Consider the following 18038-nt stretch of genomic DNA (forward strand, 5'->3'; position numbering starts at 1 on the left):
CCGCCCCCTTCTACGTCACACCACTCCGCCGGACCCGCCGCGCAACCCGCGGCCCGGTCCGCGCACACAGGCCGGGCCCGACCGAGCCCCGGCCGGAGAACACCGACCCGACAACCTCAGGGATCGCCCATGCTTCCGCTCTCCTCCTCGCAGGAGATCGTCTGGCTGCACGAACAGGTGCAACCGGGCAGCCGCGCCTACAACTTCACCGCCGCCCTCGATCTGTGGGGCACGCTCGACGTCGACGCGCTGCGCCGCGGTCTCGCCGCCACACTCGACCGGCACGCCGGGCTGCGGCTGGAACTCGTCGCCGTCGCCGGGGCGATGCCCGGTCAGCGGGTCGCCGAGAGCTGTGCCCCGCGGCTGCGCACGGTGGACCTGAGCGGGGCGGCGGACCCGGAGACCGCCTTCCAGGAGCTGCTGCGCACCGAGGCGGAGACCCCGCTCGACACGTACGAGGCGCCGCTGCTGCGCTGGACGCTGGTCCGGCTGGGGGACGACCGGCACCGGCTCATCCACGTCGAACACCATCTGATCCACGACGGGCACTCGTTCGCGATCCTGCTGCGGGACGTGTTCACCGTCTACCGGGGCCACGTCCTGGGCGAGCCGGTACAGCTGCCGCCCGCGTCCTCGTACGCCGACCACGTCCGTGCCCGGTCCACCGACGAGGTGAGCGCGGAGCGGCGCGACGGGCTGGAGTTCTGGACCGGTGAACTGCGCGAGCTGTCCTATGACATGCCGCTGCCCGGTCTGACCCGGCCCGGCTCCCGGCGCCGCCACCACGGCGGGCAGCTGCGGCAGTCGATCGGTGCGGATCTGGCCGAGCGGCTGCGGGCGCACGCCCGGGACCGTGGTCTGACGCCGTTCGCCACGCTCCTCGGGCTCTTCGCCGAGCTGCTGCGCCGGCACAGCGGCCGGGCCCAGATGGTGGTGGGCACCGCGGTCGGCAACCGCCCGCGCGGTTTCGAGGACGCGGTGGGCATGTTCGTCAACACCATCCCGCTCCCGCTCCGGCTGGACCCGGCCGCCCCGGCCGAGGAGTCCATGGACGAGGTGACCGACACCCTCTTCCGTGCGCTGCCGCACCAGGAGGTGCCGATCCAGGAGCTGACCCGCGCCCTCGGCCTGCACACCTCGGGCGCCGACAACCCCCTGTTCAGCGTCATGTTCAGCGCACACGACGCCGAGCTCCCGGAGATCGAGGTCCCCGGCCTGGACATCACCCTGTTCGAGGGCTTCAACACCGGCACCACCCGGTTCGACTTGGACGTGGTGCTGCTGCCGGACGACCGGCGCGGCGTCGGTCCCCGGCACGGTGCGCCGGGGATGACGCTGGTGTGGGACTACGACGCCGACATGTTCGGCGAGGACGTGGCGAAGCTGCTCGCCGGACGGTTCCTGGAGCTGCTGCGGGCGTATCTCGACGCGCCCGGCACGGCCCTCGCGGACCTGGCGCTGCCGCCCGTACCGCCGGCCCTTCCGGCACCCGCGCCGCAGCCGTCGGCGCACGACCCGCTGGACCCCGCCACCGCCCATGACCCGTCCCTGCCCGCGCTGTTGACCGGCGCCCGCCGGCTCACCTACGGCGATCTCGACGAGCGGGTGACCTCGCTCGCGGAGCGGATGCGGGCGGCCGGAGTGACCGCCGGTCAGCCGGTGGCCGCGGTGCTGCCGCGCGGTGCCGACTCCGTCGTGACGCTGCTGGCCTGTCTGCGGACCCGGGCGGTGTACTGCCCGCTGTCGCCGTCCGACCCGCCGGCCCGGCTGGAGCTGCTGCTGAGCCGGCTGGCTCCGGCGCTGGTCCTGACCTCGGCCCAGGCTCCCGTCACGGTGCCGGACGGTCTGCCGACGGCCACGGTCGACGCCGAGGTGCTGCCTGCTGCCCATGCGGCGGAGGTGGTGCCCGGGGCCGCGTACATCATCCACACCTCCGGATCGACCGGCATACCCAAGCCCGTGGCCGTGGGCCGGGCGGCGCTGGAGAACCATCTGACCGGAGCGGCCGGGCGGTTCGGGCTGGCGCCGGGCGACCGGGTGCTGCTCTTCGCCCAGCCGTCGTTCGACGTGGCCCTCGAAGAGGTGCTGCCGTCGCTGTACGCCGGGGCGTGCCTGGTCACCCCCGACCGTGAGGTGCCGACCGGCGCCGAGCTGGCCGCCCTCCTGGTCGCCGCCCGGGTCACCGTGGCCAACCTGCCGACCAGTTACTTCCTCGCCACCCGCGAGGAGCTGCGCCCCGCCCTCCGCGACGGCCACTGGGCGCCGCGGCTGCTGGTGCTCGGCGGGGAACGGCTCCCGGCGGATGTGCTGCGCGCGTTCCTGGCGGACACCGACAGCACCGTGCTCAACGTCTACGGCGTCACGGAAGCAGCCATCAGCTCCACCGTCCACGAGATCACCCGGGAGGGCCTCGCCGACGGGGCGGAGATCCCGCTGGGCACCGAACTGCCCGGCGAGCGGATCCATGTCCTGGACGCCCACCACCGGCCGCTGCCCGACGGCGCGGTCGGTGAACTGGCCATCGCCGGCGCCGGGTTGGCCGAGGGGTACGTCGGCAACCCCGAGGCCACCGCCGCACGGTTCGTCCCCGTCGAGGCCCTCGGCGGCGAGCGGGTCTACCTCACCGGCGACCTCGGCTACCGCGGCCGCGACGGGCTGCTGTACTTCCTGGGCCGCCGCGACCACCAGATCAAGCTGCGGGGCTACCGCATCGAGCTGGAAGAGGTCGAGGCGGCCGCCTCGGCCGTGCTCGGCGGCCGGTCCTGCGCCGTCGTGCTGGACCGCGAGGCCGCGGGCGGGCCCCGGCTGGTCGGCTTCCTGGAGAGCGCCGACGAACGTGCCCCGTGGGACGAGCAGGCGCTGCACACGGAGCTGAGCAGCCGGCTGCCGAGCGCCCTGGTCCCGGGCCGCTGGGCCGTGCTGGACACCATGCCGAGGCTGGCGGGCGGCAAACCGGACCGCACCGCGCTCACCCGCCGGGCCGCCGCGCTGGAGCCGGCCGCGCCCGCCGTGGCGAGCGATCGCGGCCAACCGCAGGTGCCGTCCGATCCGTTGACGGCACTGCTGGCCGAGGGCTGGTCCGCGGCGCTGGGCCACCACCGCTTCGACGAGTCCTCGGACTTCTTCCGGTCCGGCGGCCATTCGCTGCTCGCCGCGGAGCTGGCCGCCTGGCTCGAACCGCGGCTGGGCAAGCGTCCGCCGCTGCGGCTGCTCTTCCAGAACCCGGTGCTGGCCGACCAGGCCCGTGCGCTGCGCGCCGTCGGCACCGCCGCCGTCCCCGCTTCCGCCGCTTCGACCCCCGTGACGGAGTCCCGATGACCCAGCCGATGACCGCCCCGGCCACCGCCCCGCACACCCCGGACGGCCGGCCGCTCAGCATCGCCCGCGGCGCCGCGCCCGCCACCGGCGCCGACATCGGGGTGCTCGCCCGCTTCGAGGAGTGGGCCCGGCGCACCCCGCAGGCGCCCGCCGTGGTCGACGGGCCGCACCACTGGACGTACGGGCAGATCGGCGCCGCCGCCGATGAGGTCGCGGCCGCGCTGCGCGACCGGGTACGGCCCGGGGACCTGGTCGGCGTCTGCCTCGACCGTTCGGCCGCCCTCGTGGTGACCGCCGTCGCGCTCGCCCGGCTCGGTGCGGTGTATCTGCCGCTCGGCCCCCGCCCCGGTGAGCGCCGTACCGCCGCCGTCACCGACGACCTGAACGTCGTCTGCCTGATCGGCGACCCCGCCTTCCTGCCGCCCCGGCACCGGGCGGCCGAGCTGCGGGACCTGGCGCTGCCCGATGCGGGCGCCAATGCGGCCGCCCGGGTCGTGGCGGCCTTCGCGCCGCCCGCCGGGCCGGCCCGTTCCGCGCCCCCCGAGGCGTTCTACGCCGTGCTGACCTCCGGCTCCACCGGCCGTCCCAAGGCGGTGGCGGTCGGCGAGCCGGCGCTGGGCAGGATGCTGGACTGGTACCGCACCACGACCGGTCTCGCCCCGGGTGACCGGCAGTCCCTGCTGATCGGCGTCGCCTTCGACCCGCATCTGATGGAGCTGTGGGCCGGGCTGACCTCCGGGGCGGCGCTGGTCCCCGCGCCGGACGAGGTCCGCTGGGACCCGGCGGTGCTGGCCGACTGGTGGCGCGAGGCCGGGGTGACGGTGGGTGTCGCGGCCACCCCGATGGCCGAGCCGCTGCTGGAGCTGCCCTGGCCCGCGGACCTGAAACTGCGTCATCTGATGGTGGGCGGGGACCGGATGCACCGCCGGCCCGGCGCGGACGTGACCGCCACCGTCCACAATGCCTACGGGCCGGCCGAGGCCACCGTGGCCTCGACCGTGTACTCCATGCAGGGCACCGACCCCGGGGCGGGCACGGATTCCGCGCCGCCGATCGGGCGCCCCCTCCCGGGCGTGACCGTGGTCGTCACCGACGCCGACGGCCGGCCGGTCCCGCAGGGCACGGAGGGCGAACTCCGCATCGGCGGCAGCGGTCTGGCACTGGGCTATCTGGATCCCGAACTGACCGCGCGCCGCTTCACCGCGGTGCCCGAGAGCCTCGGTCTGCCGGGAGTGGAGCGGCTGTACCGCACCGGGGACCGGGTGCGCATGGTCGACGGCGGTCAGCTGGAGTTCCTCGGCCGGCTGGACGACCAGGTCAAGATCAGCGGGGTCCGGATCGAACCGGCGGAGGTGGCGGCCGCGTTCGAGCAGGACCCGGCGGTGCTGAGCGCCGTCGTCACCGCGCCGCGTACCGCCGACGGCCGCACCCGGCTGGTGGCGTACGTCCGGCCGGCCGCCGGTGCCGCCCCCACGGCGGAGTCCCTGCTGCCCGCCCTGCGGACCTGGCTGCCCGAACAGGCCGTGCCCTCGGACGTACGGATCGTGGACGCCTTCCCGCTGGACGCCAACGGCAAGGTGGACCGCGCCAAGCTGACCCGGCAGGCGGCGGCCGACGCCGACGCCCGCCCGGACGCCGGCACCACCGCCGCCGCACCGGACGCCGGCGCCACCCCCGGCGAACAGCTTCTGCTGACCGCCGTGCGCGATCTGCTGGCCCGCCCCGAGACCTCGCTGACGGACAACTTCACCGAGGCCGGCGGCACGTCGATCATCGCCGCCCGGCTGCTGACCGTCATCCAGAAGGAGAGCGGGGTACGGCTGCGCGCCCCCGAGCTGCTCCGCCAGCCGGACCTGCGTGCCGTGGCACGGCTCATCGACGAGCGCCGCGCCCGGCAGCAGGCGGCGGGAGCCTGAGATGACCGCCCGCACCCCGTACTCCCCCGACGCCCCGAAGGAGGGCCCCGTGCTCACCGAAGGCACCCTGCCGCACGAGCGCACCCCGTCCGGTGACCGCACCGGGCACGTCCCGGCGGCCGGCCGGCCCGCGCCCGCGGCCGGACTGGCGGCCCTGGTGGCCTGGCACGCCGAACGGACCCCGCACGCCCTGGCCGTGGCGGACGGCGACACCACGCTGACCTATGCGCAGCTGGTCGCGTCGGCCCGGGCGCTCGCCGCCCATCTGCACGAGCACGGCGTGCGCCCCGGTGACACCGTGGCGCTGCTGCTGCCCCGCTCCGCCCGCACCGTGGTCGCCCAGCTCGCGCTGTGGTGGGCGGGCGCCGGGTGCGTTCCGCTCGATCCGGCCCATCCGCGGGCCCGTTCGGAGGCGCTGACCGCCGACGCGGGTGCCACCCTGACCGTCGGTGACCGCAAGCTCCTGGAGTCCGCGGCGCCCGCCGGTGCCACCCTGGTGCTGCCCGGTGAACCGCTGCTCGGCGGCGACGCCCTCGCTGCGGCCGAACTCGGCCCGGACGCCACGGCGTTCACCATGTTCACCTCGGGCTCCACCGGCCGCCCCAAGGGCGTGGCCGTTCCGCACCGCGCGATCGCCGAGCTGGTCCTGGATCCGGCGTACCTCACCCTCACCGCCCGCGACCGGGTGCTCTTCCACTCGCCGATGACCTTCGACGCCTCGACCTTCGAGGTGTGGGGCGCGCTGGCCAACGGCGCCGCCGTGGTGGTGTGCACCACCGAACGGCCGTCGCTGGAGGACCTGGCGCGGCACGTGGAGCGCCATGGCGTCACCGTTGCGTTCTTCACCACCGCGCTGTTCCACCAGCTGGCCGGCCGGCGCTCCCGGATCTTCTCGCTGCTGCGGTCGGTGATCGTGGGCGGCGAGGCGCTGTCCGCGCACCACGCCGGCGAGGTGCTGCGGGCCTTCCCCTGGCTGGAACTGGTCAACGGCTACGGCCCGACGGAGGCGGCGACGTTCACCACGGCGCACCGCGTCACCGACGCCGACTGCCACGGCCAGATTCCCATCGGCCGGCCGATCGCCGGGGCGAGGGTGCATGTGCTCGACGAGGCCGGGCGGCCGGTCGCGGACGGTGCCCGCGGGGAGCTGTGGATCGGCGGCAGCCGGCTGGCCCAGGGCTACACCGGGCAGCCGGAACTGACCGCCGAGCGCTTCCGCGACCTGCCCGAGTGGGGACGTTGCTACCGCACCGGCGACCTCGTCTCGCTGCGGCCGGACGGCACCCTCGACTTCCACGGGCGCACCGACGACCAGGTGAAGGTCCGCGGCTTCCGGATCGAGCCGGGCGAGATCGAACACGCCCTGCGGGAGCGCCCCGAGGTGGCGGACGCGGCCGTCACCGTGCACCACCCCTCGCCCGACGACGCCCGGCTGGCCGCGTTCGTGGTGGCCGCGCCCGGTCCGGTGCCGCGCCCCGGCGCCCTGCGCGAGGCGCTCACCGCCGTCCTGCCGGCCCATCTGGTCCCCGACGACATCCAGCTCGTCGAGGCGCTGCCGCTCACCGCCTCCGGCAAGGTCGACCGCCGCGCGCTGACGGATCTCGTCACCGACGGCGGGGCCGAGGCCCCGGCCGGGCCGCTGAGTCCGCTGGAGCAGGCCGTCGCCGAGATCTGGAGCCGGTCGCTGGGCCGTGAGGTCGCCCGCGCGGACGCCGACTTCCTCGCGCTGGGCGGTCATTCCCTGCTCGCGCTGGCCGTCACCGACGACCTCCGCGAGGACCTCGGCGTGGAGCTGACGCTCGCCGACTTCTTCGCCGCCCCGACGGTGGCGGGGCATGCCGCGCTGGTCGAGCGCGCGCTGCTGGCCGCCCACAGCGATCTGCACCCCGGCGCCCCGGAGGACACCGATGGCCACTGATTCCCCCACCGCTGCGGCGCTCCAGGAGGAGCTGCTGCGCCGGGCTCGCTCCCGCACCGCCCGCCCCGCTCCCGCCGACGAGGCCGTCCACCGGGGTCCGACGCCGCTCTCCCATGCCCAGCGCCGGATGTGGCTGATGGACCGGCTCGGCCGGGACAGCGGCTCGTACAGCGTGCCCTTCGCCACCCGGCTGCGCGGCCCGCTCGACCTGGACGCGCTGGCCGCCGCGCTGACCTCGCTGGTACGCCGTCACGAGATCCTGCGGACCCGCTACGGGCAGCAGGACGGCGAGCCGTACCAGGAGGTGCTGCCGGCACCGGAGGTGCTCGCGCTGCGCGTCGTGGAGACGGACGAGGAGGGCGCCCCCGCGCTGCTGGCCGAGGAGGCCCACCGCCCGTTCGACCTCGCCGCCGGCCCGATGCCGCGCGCCCTGGTCCTGCGGCACGGGCCGCAGGACCACACCGCCTTGCTGACGTTCCATCACATCGCCATCGACGGCCCGTCGTTGGAGACGGTGGCCGGGGAACTGAGCCTGCTCTACACGGCCGCTACCGAGGGCTCGGCCGCCGCTCTGCCGTCGCCGCCCCCGCAGTACGCGGACTTCGCGCGGCGCGAGCAGGCGGCCACCGACCGGCTGGCACAGGGGTTGAGCCACTGGGCCGAGCGCCTCGACGGCGCCTCCCCCCTGCCGCTGCCGCGCCCCGCGCAGCCGCCCGCCGACACCGGCGCCCGGCCGGCCGGCACCCGCACCGTCCCGCTCGCGCCGCAGGTGCCGGCCGCCCTGCGCGCCCTCGGCCAGGAACACCGGGCCACCCTGTTCACCGTGGCGCTCGCCGGGGCCTTCGCGGCCCTGCACCGCTTCACCGGCCGGGACGACCTGGTGATCGGCGTGGCCGGCACCCACCGGCAGGGCGCGGACATGCGCGGCCTGGTCGGGCTCTGCGTCAACACCCTCCCGGTGCGGGTGAACACCGCCGGCGACCCGTCCTTCACCGCGCTCGTGGCACGCGTACGGGACGCGCTGCTCGACGCCCAGCAGGGCCGCGAGGTGCCCTTCGACCTCATCCTGGAACGGCTCGGCGCCACCGCCCGGGACGCCGACGGGACCCCGCTGGTCCGGGTGACCGCGGATGTCCTGGGTGCGCCCACCACCCTGCAACTGCCGGGCACCGAGGGCGAGTACATCGAGGTCAGCGCCGCGGAGGCCAAGTTCGACCTGTCCTTCGGCCTGGTCGACGGCGCCGAACCGGCCGGCCTCGTCCAGTACAGCCGGACCGCGCTGGACGAGGAGGCCGCGGCCGCTCTCGGCGGGCACTACGCCGCCCTGCTCACCGCGGTCGCCGCCGACCCGGGCCTGCGGCTGTCCCGCCTGCCCGGTGAGCCGCCGGCACGCCGTGGCGAGGCCGGCGGGCATCCGGCCGAGGCGCTGCTGCGGGCGCACCCCGAGGTGGCCGAGGCCGTCGTGGTCGAACCAGCGGGCGGCCCGCTGCTGGCGTATGCCGTGCTGCGGGAGATCGGCGGCCCCGCACCGGCCGTGCTGCACTCCCATCTGCGCGCGTCGCTGGCCCGGGAGTTGGTGCCCGCCGCGGTGACCCTTCTGGACGCCATGCCGCGTACGGCCGCCGGCACGGTCGAGGTGTCCCGGCTGCCGGGCATGCCGTCGGCCCCCGCACCGGAAGGCGAGCGCGCCGAGGCCGTGACCGAGGGCTTCGCCGCGCTGCTGGGCCAGGCGCCCGGGCCGGACGACGACTTCTTCCTGCTCGGCGGCCACTCGCTGATCGCCGTGCAGCTCGCCGAACGGCTGCGCCAGGCGCTGAAGTTGCCGCTGACCGGCCTGGACATCCTGCAGGCCCGCACCCCGCGGGCGGTCACCGCCCTGCTGGACGCGCGCGAGGCGGAGCGTGCCGCCGCGCCCACGGCCGCCCCCTCCCGCCCGCGGCGCGCCCGCGAGGGCACGGTCCTGGTCACCGGTGGCACCGGCGGGGTCGGCGCGTTCGTACTGCGCGAACTGGCCGCCCAGGGACGCCCGGTGCTGGCGCTGGCCCGTCCCGAGTCCGCGCACCTGGTCGCCGCGCAGGGCGTGGACGTCATCGAGGGCGACCTCACCGACCTGGACGGTCTGCGCAAGGCCGTCGACAGCGCCGATGCGGTCATCCACGCAGCCTGCACCTTCACCCGGCCCGAGGTCGATGTGACGGCGATGGCGGCGATGATCGACGCCTGGTCGCGCGGCCCGTTCGTCTTCGTCAGCAGCGTGGACGCCTATGGGCACCCCGAGGGCGAGTGGGTGGCGGAGGAGTCCGCCCCGCGCGGGCCGCTCAGCGGGTACGGCCAGGCGAAGGCCGACTGCGAGCGGCTGCTGCTGCGCGCCGCCGGGGCCGAGGGCCGGGGCGGGGCGAGCGCCGTCCGCTCCCCTCTGGTGTGGGGAGCGCACCAGCGGCTGCGGGACCAGTTGCGCTGGGGCGCCACCGGTCTGCTCTACCAAGCCGCGCGGGAGGGCCGGCCGATCGCCCTGCCGCGGCCGGGCACCGGCGGCCACGCCTGGTACGGCGCGGCCTGGGTGCACGCCGCGGCGCTGGCCCGGGCCGTGGTCTCCTGCCTGGACGCCCCCGTGCACGGTGTCGCCAACGCCGTCAGCGGACATCTCGCCTGGCGGGACCTCGCCACCGAACTGACCGCACTGCTCGGCAGCGACAGCGAGATCCGTGACACCGACGAGGTCCACCCGGATCTGGACCACCGCTGGCACTACCACTCCGGGCGGCTGGCCCCGTCCCTGGTCGCGCAGCCGGGCGAGGACTGGCGTGCCGTACTGGCCGCCATGGTCGGCCCCGAGGAGGACTGAGCCGCCACGACGGCACCGGTCCGCCGGGCCGTGCCGCCGCACCGCGCCGCGGGTGACAGCCGTGCTGTCACCCGCGGCGTTGCCGTATCCGCGGCCTCCCGCACCGGACGGATCCGCGAGCACCACCGGCCGCATGGCCTGCGGCGACACCACGAGAGCCCGTGGTAGCCGGCACTTCACATAGCGCTCACTATTGACATAGCTGTCACTATCTCTAGTGTGGAAGACATGAGCCCGGATGCCGACCACACCCCGAAGCGCCGCCCGACGAGAGCGGAGACCAAGGCCCGCACCCGGCGGCTGCTGCTCGACGCGGCGGCGCGGACGTATGCCCGTAAGGGATTCGCCGGGGCCTCCGTCGAGGAGATCGCCGAGGCGGCGGGGTTCTCCATCGGCGCGGTGTACTCGAACTTCGGCAGTAAGGAGCGGCTGTTCGTGGAGCTGCTCAAGGAGCGCGCGAGCGAGCAGGTGTCCCGGGCGACCCGGATCGTGGCCGACGCACAGGCCGGCGATGATCCGGTGCCCGCGCTCGGCCGGCTGCTGGCGAACGCCGCCGACAAGGACCCCGACTTCGCTCCCCTCCAGGCCGAATTCTGGCTCTACGCGGTGCGCAACCCGCCGCTCATGGAGACGCTGGCCGAGGAGCTGCGCGGTCCCCGGGCCGAGCTGGAAAGCCTCATGGGCAAGGCGCTGGAGCACATCGGGGCGCCCGCGGCCGTGCCCGCCGATGCGGTGGCCACGATCGCGATGGCGCTCTTCCAGGGGCTGCTGCGCCAGCGGCGGATCGACCCGGCGAGCGTGCCGGACGAGCTGCTGGGCCAGGCGATGCAGTGGCTGTTCGCCGGTATCGCGGCGAACAGCACCACCACCGGCGCCCAGGGCCCCGACACCACGGACGACCCCGCGGCCACGGACACCCCCGCAGCCGCCGACCGGCCCGAGGAGAACCGATGACCCACGTCGACACCACGGCCGCCCTGCCGTCACTGCAGGACCTGCTCGACCCGCGGAACCAGGCCGACCCCTACCCCCTCTACTCCCGCTGGCGGGCGCAGTCGCCGCTCGCGGGACTCGACGATCGGCTGATGGTCCTCACCCGGTACGAGGACTGCGCCGCGGTCCTGCGCGACGGGCGGTTCGGGCACCCGGAGGCCGACGATCCCCGGTTCGCCGGCCGCCGCCCGTCCCTGGAAGTGCTGGTCGATGACGACGGCCGTCCCGTACGCGGCTTCCTGGGCCTGAACCCACCCGACCACACCCGGATGCGGGCCCTGGTCTCCCAGGCCTTCACCCGGCGACGGGTCGAGCGTCTCGCACCACGGATCGAAGAGCTCACCGAAGAGCTGTTCACGGCCATGGAGCGCACGCCGGGACCGGTCGACCTCATCGAGGGCCTGGCCACTCCCCTGCCGGTGGCGGTGATCAGCGAACTGCTCGGCGTGCCCACGGCCGACCGTCACCGGATGCTGACCTGGTCACATGCCGTCGCGCGCGCTCTCGTCCCGGACTTCCTGCTGCCGCCCGGTGCCGCCGAGCAGGAAGCGCAGGCCCGGCGCGAGTTCACCGACTATCTGCGCGAACTCGTCGTCGAGCGCCGCCGCGCACCCGGCGACGACCTGCTCTCGGCCCTGGTCACCGTGCACGACGACGGCGACGTGCTGACCGAGAACGAGCTGCTGGCCACCTGCACCCTGCTACTGATCGCCGGTCATGAAACCACCGTCAACCTCATCGGCAACGGCACCCTCGCCCTGCTGCGCCACCCCGACCAGTTGGCGCGGCTGCGCAGTGACCCGGCCCTGACCGACAACGCGGTCGAGGAGCTGCTGCGCTATGACTCGCCCGTCCAGCTCACCGTCCGCTTCGCCCTGCAGGATGCCGAGGTCGCCGGGGTCCCGGTCCCCGCGGGCAGCACACTTCTGCTGCTGATCGGTGCGGCGAACCGCGACCCCGCGGCGTACGAGCACCCCGAGCGGCTGGACATCGGCCGCACGCCCCTGCGGCACCTCGCCTTCGGCCAGGGCATCCACTTCTGTCTCGGCGCTCCGCTCGCCCGCCTCGAAACACAGATCGCCCTGCGAATACTGCTGGCGCGCGCCCCCCAGCTGCGGCTGGCCGGCGAGCCCGAGTGGAAGGACCACATCACGCTGCGAGGGCTGAGCCGACTTCCGCTCTCGCTCGGCTGACGCGCTTCTCCCGACTGACGCGCGGGGATGCCGCACCCCGACCTGGTCGTCGCGGCGGGGCTGGCCACCGTCATCACCCTCCTCGGACCGCTCCTGCACCGCTACTTGCTGGTGCGGCCGCCCGCTGTCGTTTCCTAGCAGGAACGGCGCACGGCGGCAGCACACCGGTTGCGGCGACCCCCGGCCGAACGAGTTCGGTGCACCGGGGAAAATGCCGCCCGTCGGCCTGCCCCCGCCGATTCCTCCGCTCGGCTTGCGACCATGGGCGAGCTGCCGGGGCCGGGACCCGCCGGGTGTGCGACCGCCGCCGGAGCGCGACGGACCGGTCGACCGGTACCGGCAGCCGCGGACCGTCCGCGCGCAGACCTCCGTCGCCGCAAAGGAGCCCTGTATGAACGCCAGCACGGACCTGCTCGTCGATGCCTTCGGCCGGATCCGGGAGGTCGTCGAAGACGTGGTCACCGGGCTCGACCCCGACGAACTCAGCACCCGCCCCGAGGACGACGCCAACTCCATCGGCTGGCTGGTCTGGCACCTCACCAGGATCCAGGACGACCACGTCGCCGGTGTGGCCGGCACCGAGCAGATCTGGACCTCGGACGGCTGGTACGACCGCTTCGGGCTCCCCTTCGCCGCCGACGACACCGGCTTCGCCCACTCCACCAAGGACGTGGCCGCCGTACGGGACCTGAGCGGGGAATTGTTGACGGACTATCACGGAGCGGTGCACGACAACACGGTGCAGTACCTCGCCGGGATCGACGACAAGGACATGAAGCGGGTCGTGGACCGCGCCTGGACCCCGCCCGTCACCCTGGGAGTCCGTCTGATCAGCGTGATCGCCGACGATCTGCAGCACGCCGGCCAGGCCGCCTACGTCCGCGGTCTGCTCGGCCGCTGAGGATCCGGGGGGCGGCACGGGCCGGGCGTCACGGGCCGGGCACACGTCACGCCCCGGGCGGGCACTTCTCAAGTGCGGTGCGGCAGCCGGTGCAGCTCCACCGCGGTGAGCCGGCTCGCGTCGATCTCCGCGGTCATGTAGGTGCAGTACGGCTGCCGGCGGCGGTCGGTCGGCGAGCCCGGGTTCAGCAGGCGCAGCCGGTCGCCGGCCATGGTGTCCCAGGGGATGTGACTGTGGCCGAAGACCAGGACGTCGAGGCCTGGGAACCGTTCGGCGCACCGGCGCTCCCGCCCCTGCGCCGGGCCCGTCTCATGCACCACGCCCAGCTGTACTCCGGCCAGTTCGGCGTATGCCACCTCGGGCAGCCGGGAGCGCAGTTCCGGGCCGTCGTTGTTGCCGTACACCCCGATCAGCCGGGCGGCGCGCTCCGCCAGCAGGTCCAGGGTCGCGGTGTCGACCCAGTCACCGGCATGCACGACGACATCCGCGCGCGGCACTTCGTCGAGCAGCTGCGCCGGCAGCGTCTTGGCGCGGGTCGGGAGATGAGTGTCGGAGACGATCAGCAGGCGCACGGGACTCTCCTCGGCAGGGCTCGTGGAGACGGCAGAGCGGTCAGTGTTCCTGGGCGGTCGGCCGCACCATGATCTCATTGATGGCCACATGCGCCGGCTGGGTGACCATGAAGGCCAGGGAGCGGGCGATGTCCTCGGCCCGCAGCCAGCGCTCCGGCGGCAGTCCGTGCGCCGAGGCGGCCTGACCGCCGCGCGTCATCTCCGTCCGGGTCATGCCCGGCTCGACCAGCCCGACCCGGACCTGACGGCCGGCCACCTCCCGGCGCAGCGCCTCGCTGAACGAGCACACCGCGTGCTTGGTGGCCGAGTAGACGCTGTTGTCCTTGCGGGGCACCCGGCCCGCGACCGAGCTGACGTTCACCAGGTCGGCCACGCCGCGTGGCCCAGCACTCGCCGCGTGCAGCAGATGCGGGAGCGCGGCACGGGACATCCGCAGCACCGCCCTGACGTTGAGGTCGATCATCCGGTCCCAGTCCTCGGGATCGCTCTCCGCCACCGGGCCGCGCACGCCGAAGCCCGCGTTGTTCACCACGATGTCCAGCCGCCCGAAGTGCGCCACGGCCTGCTCGACCGCCTCGGCCGGCTGCGCCGCGTCGCGGAGGTCGGCGGTCAGGGCCAGGGACGTACTGCCCTGCTCCCCGAGGGACCGGGTGAGTTCCTCCAGCCGCTCGGTGCGGCGGGCGACCAGGGCGACGGAGCAGCCTTCCCGGGCGAGCGCCCGTGCGGTGGCCGCACCGATGCCGCTGGAGGCGCCGGTCACCAGCGCCACGGTGCCCGACAGCGGCCGTTGGCCGTCGCCGCCGGCCGGCGCGGAGGCGTTCCGGCGCGCGGCCGGGGTGTGCTTGCTCTGTCCGGTGCCCATCGTGCGCTCGCTCCTCCTGCTCGTTCCCGCCGACCCCCGGCGGGCCGCATCCCGGTCCGGTGACCAGTACCCCGCCGGGAGTCCGATGTCCCTCCCCGTCCGCCATCTGCCCGCGGTTCCCGGCGCGGCCGGAATTCGGCCGCGCCTCTGCGCTTCACGGTCCGCCTGACGGTCCATTGGGTATTACCTCCGGGAACCCCCCTTTGGCTCCCGGGAGCTGCTCATGAGGCACACCCACCCCCTGCCCGGCGACATCGGACTCACCCAAATATCCGGCATCACAGGCCGGTTGATCCGCTTCGGACAATGGATCAACGGAGACGGCTTCGCCGACTACGAACACGCCTTCCTCGTCCTGCCCGACGACCAGCTGCTGGAGGCCGAACCGGGCGGGGCCCGCATCGTGCCGCTCGACACCTACGACGGTGCCGACGTGCGCTATGTGTGCCCGGAGCGGCTCACCGAGCGTCAGCGCGCCGCGATCTGCGCCGCGGCCACCCGCTACACCGGGGTGCCGTACAGCTTCCTCGACTATCTGGCGATCGCCGCGCATCGCTTCCGTCTGCCCCTGCCCGGGCTGCGCCGCTATGTCGCCAGCACCCGGCACATGATCTGCTCCCAGCTCGTCGACCAGTGCTACGAGGACGCCGGCGTGCATCTCTTCGCCGACGGCCGCTGGCCGGGCTATGTGACGCCGATGGCGCTGTACAACCTGCTGGCCGACTGACCAGCTGTCCCCCGCGGCGGCGGCCACGCGCATCGACGCCGCGCACGATTCCTCGCGCAACGCAGCGAATACCATGGTCGTCGGCAGTGCACATCGCTACGGACCGCGCGAGGGGTCGAGGGGGACGGTAAATGCAGCGGCAACCCGTACTTGTCTATGACGGCGACTGTGCCTTTTGCACGTCCGCGGTCCGGTTCGCGGAACGATGGCTGCGTCCGCGCTGTACCGCCACGCCCTGGCAGCTCGCCGATCTCGCACGGCTGGGCGTCACGCCCGGGCGCGCGGAGCGCGAGGTGTTGTGGGTGACGCCGTCCGGAGCGGTGCACGGTGGCGCCCAGGCCGTCGCGAAGCTGCTGCTGAGCGCGCCCGGCGGGTGGCCGCTAGTGGGAGCGCTGCTCACGCTCCCGCCGGTGCGCTGGATGGCCCACGGCCTGTACCGGCTGATCGCCCGCAACCGTCATCGGCTGCCGGGCGGCACGGCGGCCTGTGCGCTGCCCTCCTCCCGCGCCTCCCGCTAGCGGGCCGAGCAGGACACGGCCGTACGGGACGGGTCGGGTGTGCGGAGGGCACGGCGCCCGGTGGCTGTCCGCCATCGGGCGCTCCCCGGTGCAGGGTCGGATCAGGTGCCGGGCTTACGGCCGTAGACGTAGACGTCGTCACCGTTCTTCAGCAGCGACCAGTACTTCTTGGCGTCGCCGGTGCGCATATTGACGCAGCCGTGCGAGCCGGGTGCCGACCAGACGCTGCCGCTGATGGAGTGGAATGCCTGGCCGCCGTCGAAGAACTGGCTGTAGGGCATGGCCACGTGATAGATCGTCGAATAGTGGTGCAGGTTGCGCCAGTAGATCTTCTTGGCGCCGGTGCGGGTCTCGTAACCGTCGCGCCCACTGCGGACCGGCACCGGCCCGTACACCAGCTTCGAGCCGTCCTGGACCCAGCTGAGCTGACGCGTCAGGTCGACGCAGGCTATCCGCCCCTTGTTGGTGGGGCACTTGTGTGCCTTGTTCGGGTTGTTCCCGGCCGCCTTCTGCTGCGCGACCAGGCTCATCACCCCCCAGGTGACGGGGCCCGCGTAGCCGATGTTCGGGGTGATGCCGTGGCTGGTCTGGAAGGCACGGATCGCCCGGCAGTCGGCGGCCGACTGCCGGCCGTCCACCGGAAGCCCGAGGAACTTCTCGGCCTGCTTCTGGTAGGGCCCGCGGGCCGCGGTGCATGAGGACGCGGTGGCGGCCTGGGCCGTGGAGCCGAAGGCCACCGTCAGCGGAACGGTCAGCGCCGTGAAGGCGAGCGCGGCGCCCACCCGGCGACCGGCAGCGGACCGCCGCATACGCAGGTTCAGTCGTCTTTTCATGCCCCGTAGGACTGTTTGCCCGACCCGTCGGTTGCAGGCGTGACCGACCCGAAATATCTGCTGTGCCCCCCTGCCCTCCTGCCGGCGGGTACGCGCCCCATCTTCGACCCCGATCCGGGCGGCGGCCGGGCTCCAGGAGGTGGTACCCCCGGCGGACGGGAGGGCGTCCCGTCCGCCGGGGGCCGGCTCACTCAGAGCACCGCGGCGGCCTCATCGTGCGCGTAGCTGAACCCGTCCTCGTCGAAGTAGAAGACGGTGGCCTTCACCTTGTCGCCCTTGTTGAAGTACGAACCGACCTGCACCTTGAGGTTCACCTGCACCGTGTGATCGGCGTAGTCGCAGATGAGCTTGTCTTTCTTGATCGTCCCGGCGGCTTCCGAGTCGTTACGACGGTCGGTCGAGGTGTTGACCACGTTGGCGACCAGCTGATGGTTCATGCCGAGGTCGCAGGAGTAGGTGACCTTCACCTGCAGGCCCGGCGCATGCAGGGCGACCTTGTTGATCGCCAGGAGGTTGGCCTTGGCGGACGCGGCCGGCGCCGAGGCGAGCACACCGGCGCCGACCAGAGCGGTAACGGCCGCGGCACCGGCGAGACGACGCCGGAGACGGGATGACTTCATCGTGTTTCCTTCCCCCCTGCGCAGCCACCCTGGTCCGAGACGACGGAGAAATATCCCTCTGTGCGGGCGACTGCGACAGATATTCGTTTTGACTCGGGATCATACGTGATCTCCCACGGCCGAACCGAATAGATATTCGGACAGCATTGGCCGACTCCGGCCCCCGGGAGCCACGCCGGACACGCCCACCGGTGACCCTCCGCAAGAAGTCGGCCACTTACTGTGCTCATGGCGGCTCTTCGTGGCGCCCGCGAAGAGCCGCCGCTCAGGCTCCGCCAGGAGCACCTCGTCCGGAAGGAATGCCCATGATCCCCAAGGCCCTGCGCGCGGAGTACGAGCAGCGCTTCGCCACGTACGACACCGACGGCGACGGCTATCTGACCGCCCAGGACTTCACCGAGCGGGCCCGCGTGCTGGCGGACGCTGTGGGTGAGCCGGCGGACTCGGCCAAGGCGCAGGCGCTGCAGGCGGGGATGCGCCACACCTTCGAGCAGCTCGCCGACCTGGCCGACGTGGACCGTACGGGACGCCTGAGCCAGGAGCAGTTCATCAAGGCGTTCTCCCGCGCCGGCATGTCGGGAGCCATCGGCTCCGTCGTGGGCCCGTCGATCGCCGCGACCATCGCGCTGGCCGACACCGACGGGGACGGCGTGGTCAGCCGGGAGGACTTCGCGGCGCTGCACCGGGCGGCGGGGTACTCGGCCACCCAGGCGGACGCGGCGTTCACGGCACTGGACCGCGAAGGCGAGGGCCGGCTGATGGTCGAGGCCTGGCAGGCCGCCGTCAGCGAGTAGCCGTCGACGGCGGCGCCGGCCCACGGCC

14 protein-coding genes are annotated in these 18038 nt (G+C 73.9%); 10 read left to right on the forward strand and 4 right to left on the reverse strand.

The features are described from left to right. The first annotated feature begins 129 nt into the window (after positions 1-129). The 7 genes from CPH93_RS01950 (at position 130) to CPH93_RS01980 (ending at position 13084) form a co-directional block, all read left to right on the forward strand. A complete protein-coding gene (locus CPH93_RS01950; RefSeq protein WP_096211731.1) occupies positions 130-3318 on the forward strand; it encodes a non-ribosomal peptide synthetase in 3189 nt (1062 codons plus the stop codon). Continuing rightward, the gene (locus tag CPH93_RS01955; RefSeq protein ID WP_096211732.1) at positions 3315-5234 is read left to right on the forward strand and encodes a non-ribosomal peptide synthetase; all 1920 of its coding nucleotides are present in this window, start codon (positions 3315-3317) and stop codon (positions 5232-5234) included. Before CPH93_RS01950 ends, CPH93_RS01955 begins: the two co-directional genes overlap by 4 nt. 1 nt (position 5235) lies before the next feature. Then, positions 5236-7152 carry a non-ribosomal peptide synthetase gene (locus CPH93_RS01960; protein WP_096211733.1) on the forward strand — a complete coding sequence of 639 codons (1917 nt, stop codon included), beginning with the start codon at positions 5236-5238 and terminating at the stop codon, positions 7150-7152. After that, entirely contained in the window at positions 7142-9997 is a 2856-nt protein-coding gene (locus CPH93_RS01965) for a condensation domain-containing protein (RefSeq protein ID WP_096211734.1), read from the forward strand. The genes CPH93_RS01960 and CPH93_RS01965 overlap by 11 nt, the downstream gene beginning before the upstream one ends. Positions 9998-10225: 228 nt before the next feature. Next, on the forward strand, positions 10226-10951 hold the full coding sequence (locus CPH93_RS01970) for a TetR/AcrR family transcriptional regulator (protein ID WP_096211735.1): 726 nt from the start codon (positions 10226-10228) through the stop codon (positions 10949-10951). Further along, positions 10948-12183, forward strand: coding sequence for a cytochrome P450 (locus tag CPH93_RS01975; RefSeq protein WP_096211736.1), 1236 nt, complete (start codon positions 10948-10950; stop codon positions 12181-12183). The genes CPH93_RS01970 and CPH93_RS01975 overlap by 4 nt, the downstream gene beginning before the upstream one ends. A gap of 391 nt (positions 12184-12574) precedes the next feature. Beyond that, positions 12575-13084 (forward strand): mycothiol transferase, encoded by a 510-nt coding sequence (locus CPH93_RS01980; RefSeq protein ID WP_093487789.1) that lies wholly within the window; start codon positions 12575-12577, stop codon positions 13082-13084. A 68-nt stretch (positions 13085-13152) separates the two neighbouring features. Here CPH93_RS01980 and CPH93_RS01985 read toward each other — a convergent pair whose 3' ends face one another. Together CPH93_RS01985 and CPH93_RS01990 are read right to left on the reverse strand one after the other, a co-directional pair. Then, positions 13153-13656: a metallophosphoesterase family protein gene (locus CPH93_RS01985; RefSeq protein WP_096211737.1), complete on the reverse strand. Its 504-nt coding sequence runs from the start codon at positions 13654-13656 to the stop codon at positions 13153-13155. Between the two features lie 40 nt (positions 13657-13696). After that, entirely contained in the window at positions 13697-14518 is an 822-nt protein-coding gene (locus CPH93_RS01990) for an SDR family oxidoreductase (protein ID WP_096211738.1), read from the reverse strand. A gap of 223 nt (positions 14519-14741) precedes the next feature. Between CPH93_RS01990 and CPH93_RS01995 the strand changes: the two genes are divergently transcribed. Together CPH93_RS01995 and CPH93_RS02000 are read left to right on the forward strand one after the other, a co-directional pair. Continuing rightward, complete coding sequence (locus CPH93_RS01995) at positions 14742-15245, forward strand: hypothetical protein (protein ID WP_093487783.1); 504 nt, start codon at positions 14742-14744, stop codon at positions 15243-15245. A gap of 131 nt (positions 15246-15376) precedes the next feature. Beyond that, complete coding sequence (locus CPH93_RS02000) at positions 15377-15763, forward strand: thiol-disulfide oxidoreductase DCC family protein (RefSeq protein ID WP_096211739.1); 387 nt, start codon at positions 15377-15379, stop codon at positions 15761-15763. A 101-nt stretch (positions 15764-15864) separates the two neighbouring features. Here CPH93_RS02000 and CPH93_RS02005 read toward each other — a convergent pair whose 3' ends face one another. Both CPH93_RS02005 and CPH93_RS02010 read right to left on the reverse strand, forming a co-directional pair. Further along, positions 15865-16596, reverse strand: a complete 732-nt coding sequence (locus CPH93_RS02005) for a L,D-transpeptidase family protein (protein WP_093487779.1) — start codon at positions 16594-16596, stop codon at positions 15865-15867. Positions 16597-16787: 191 nt separating this feature from the next. After that, entirely contained in the window at positions 16788-17216 is a 429-nt protein-coding gene (locus CPH93_RS02010; protein ID WP_096211740.1) for a hypothetical protein, read from the reverse strand. 305 nt (positions 17217-17521) lie between these two features. Here CPH93_RS02010 and CPH93_RS02015 point away from each other — a divergent pair, with 305 nt between their 5' ends. Further along, positions 17522-18010 (forward strand): EF-hand domain-containing protein, encoded by a 489-nt coding sequence (locus CPH93_RS02015; RefSeq protein ID WP_093487775.1) that lies wholly within the window; start codon positions 17522-17524, stop codon positions 18008-18010. Positions 18011-18038: the final 28 nt, after the last annotated feature.

This window comes from Streptomyces sp. 2323.1, assembly GCF_900221035.1.
In the GTDB taxonomy this organism is placed as follows: Bacteria; Actinomycetota; Actinomycetes; order Streptomycetales; family Streptomycetaceae; genus Streptomyces; species Streptomyces sioyaensis.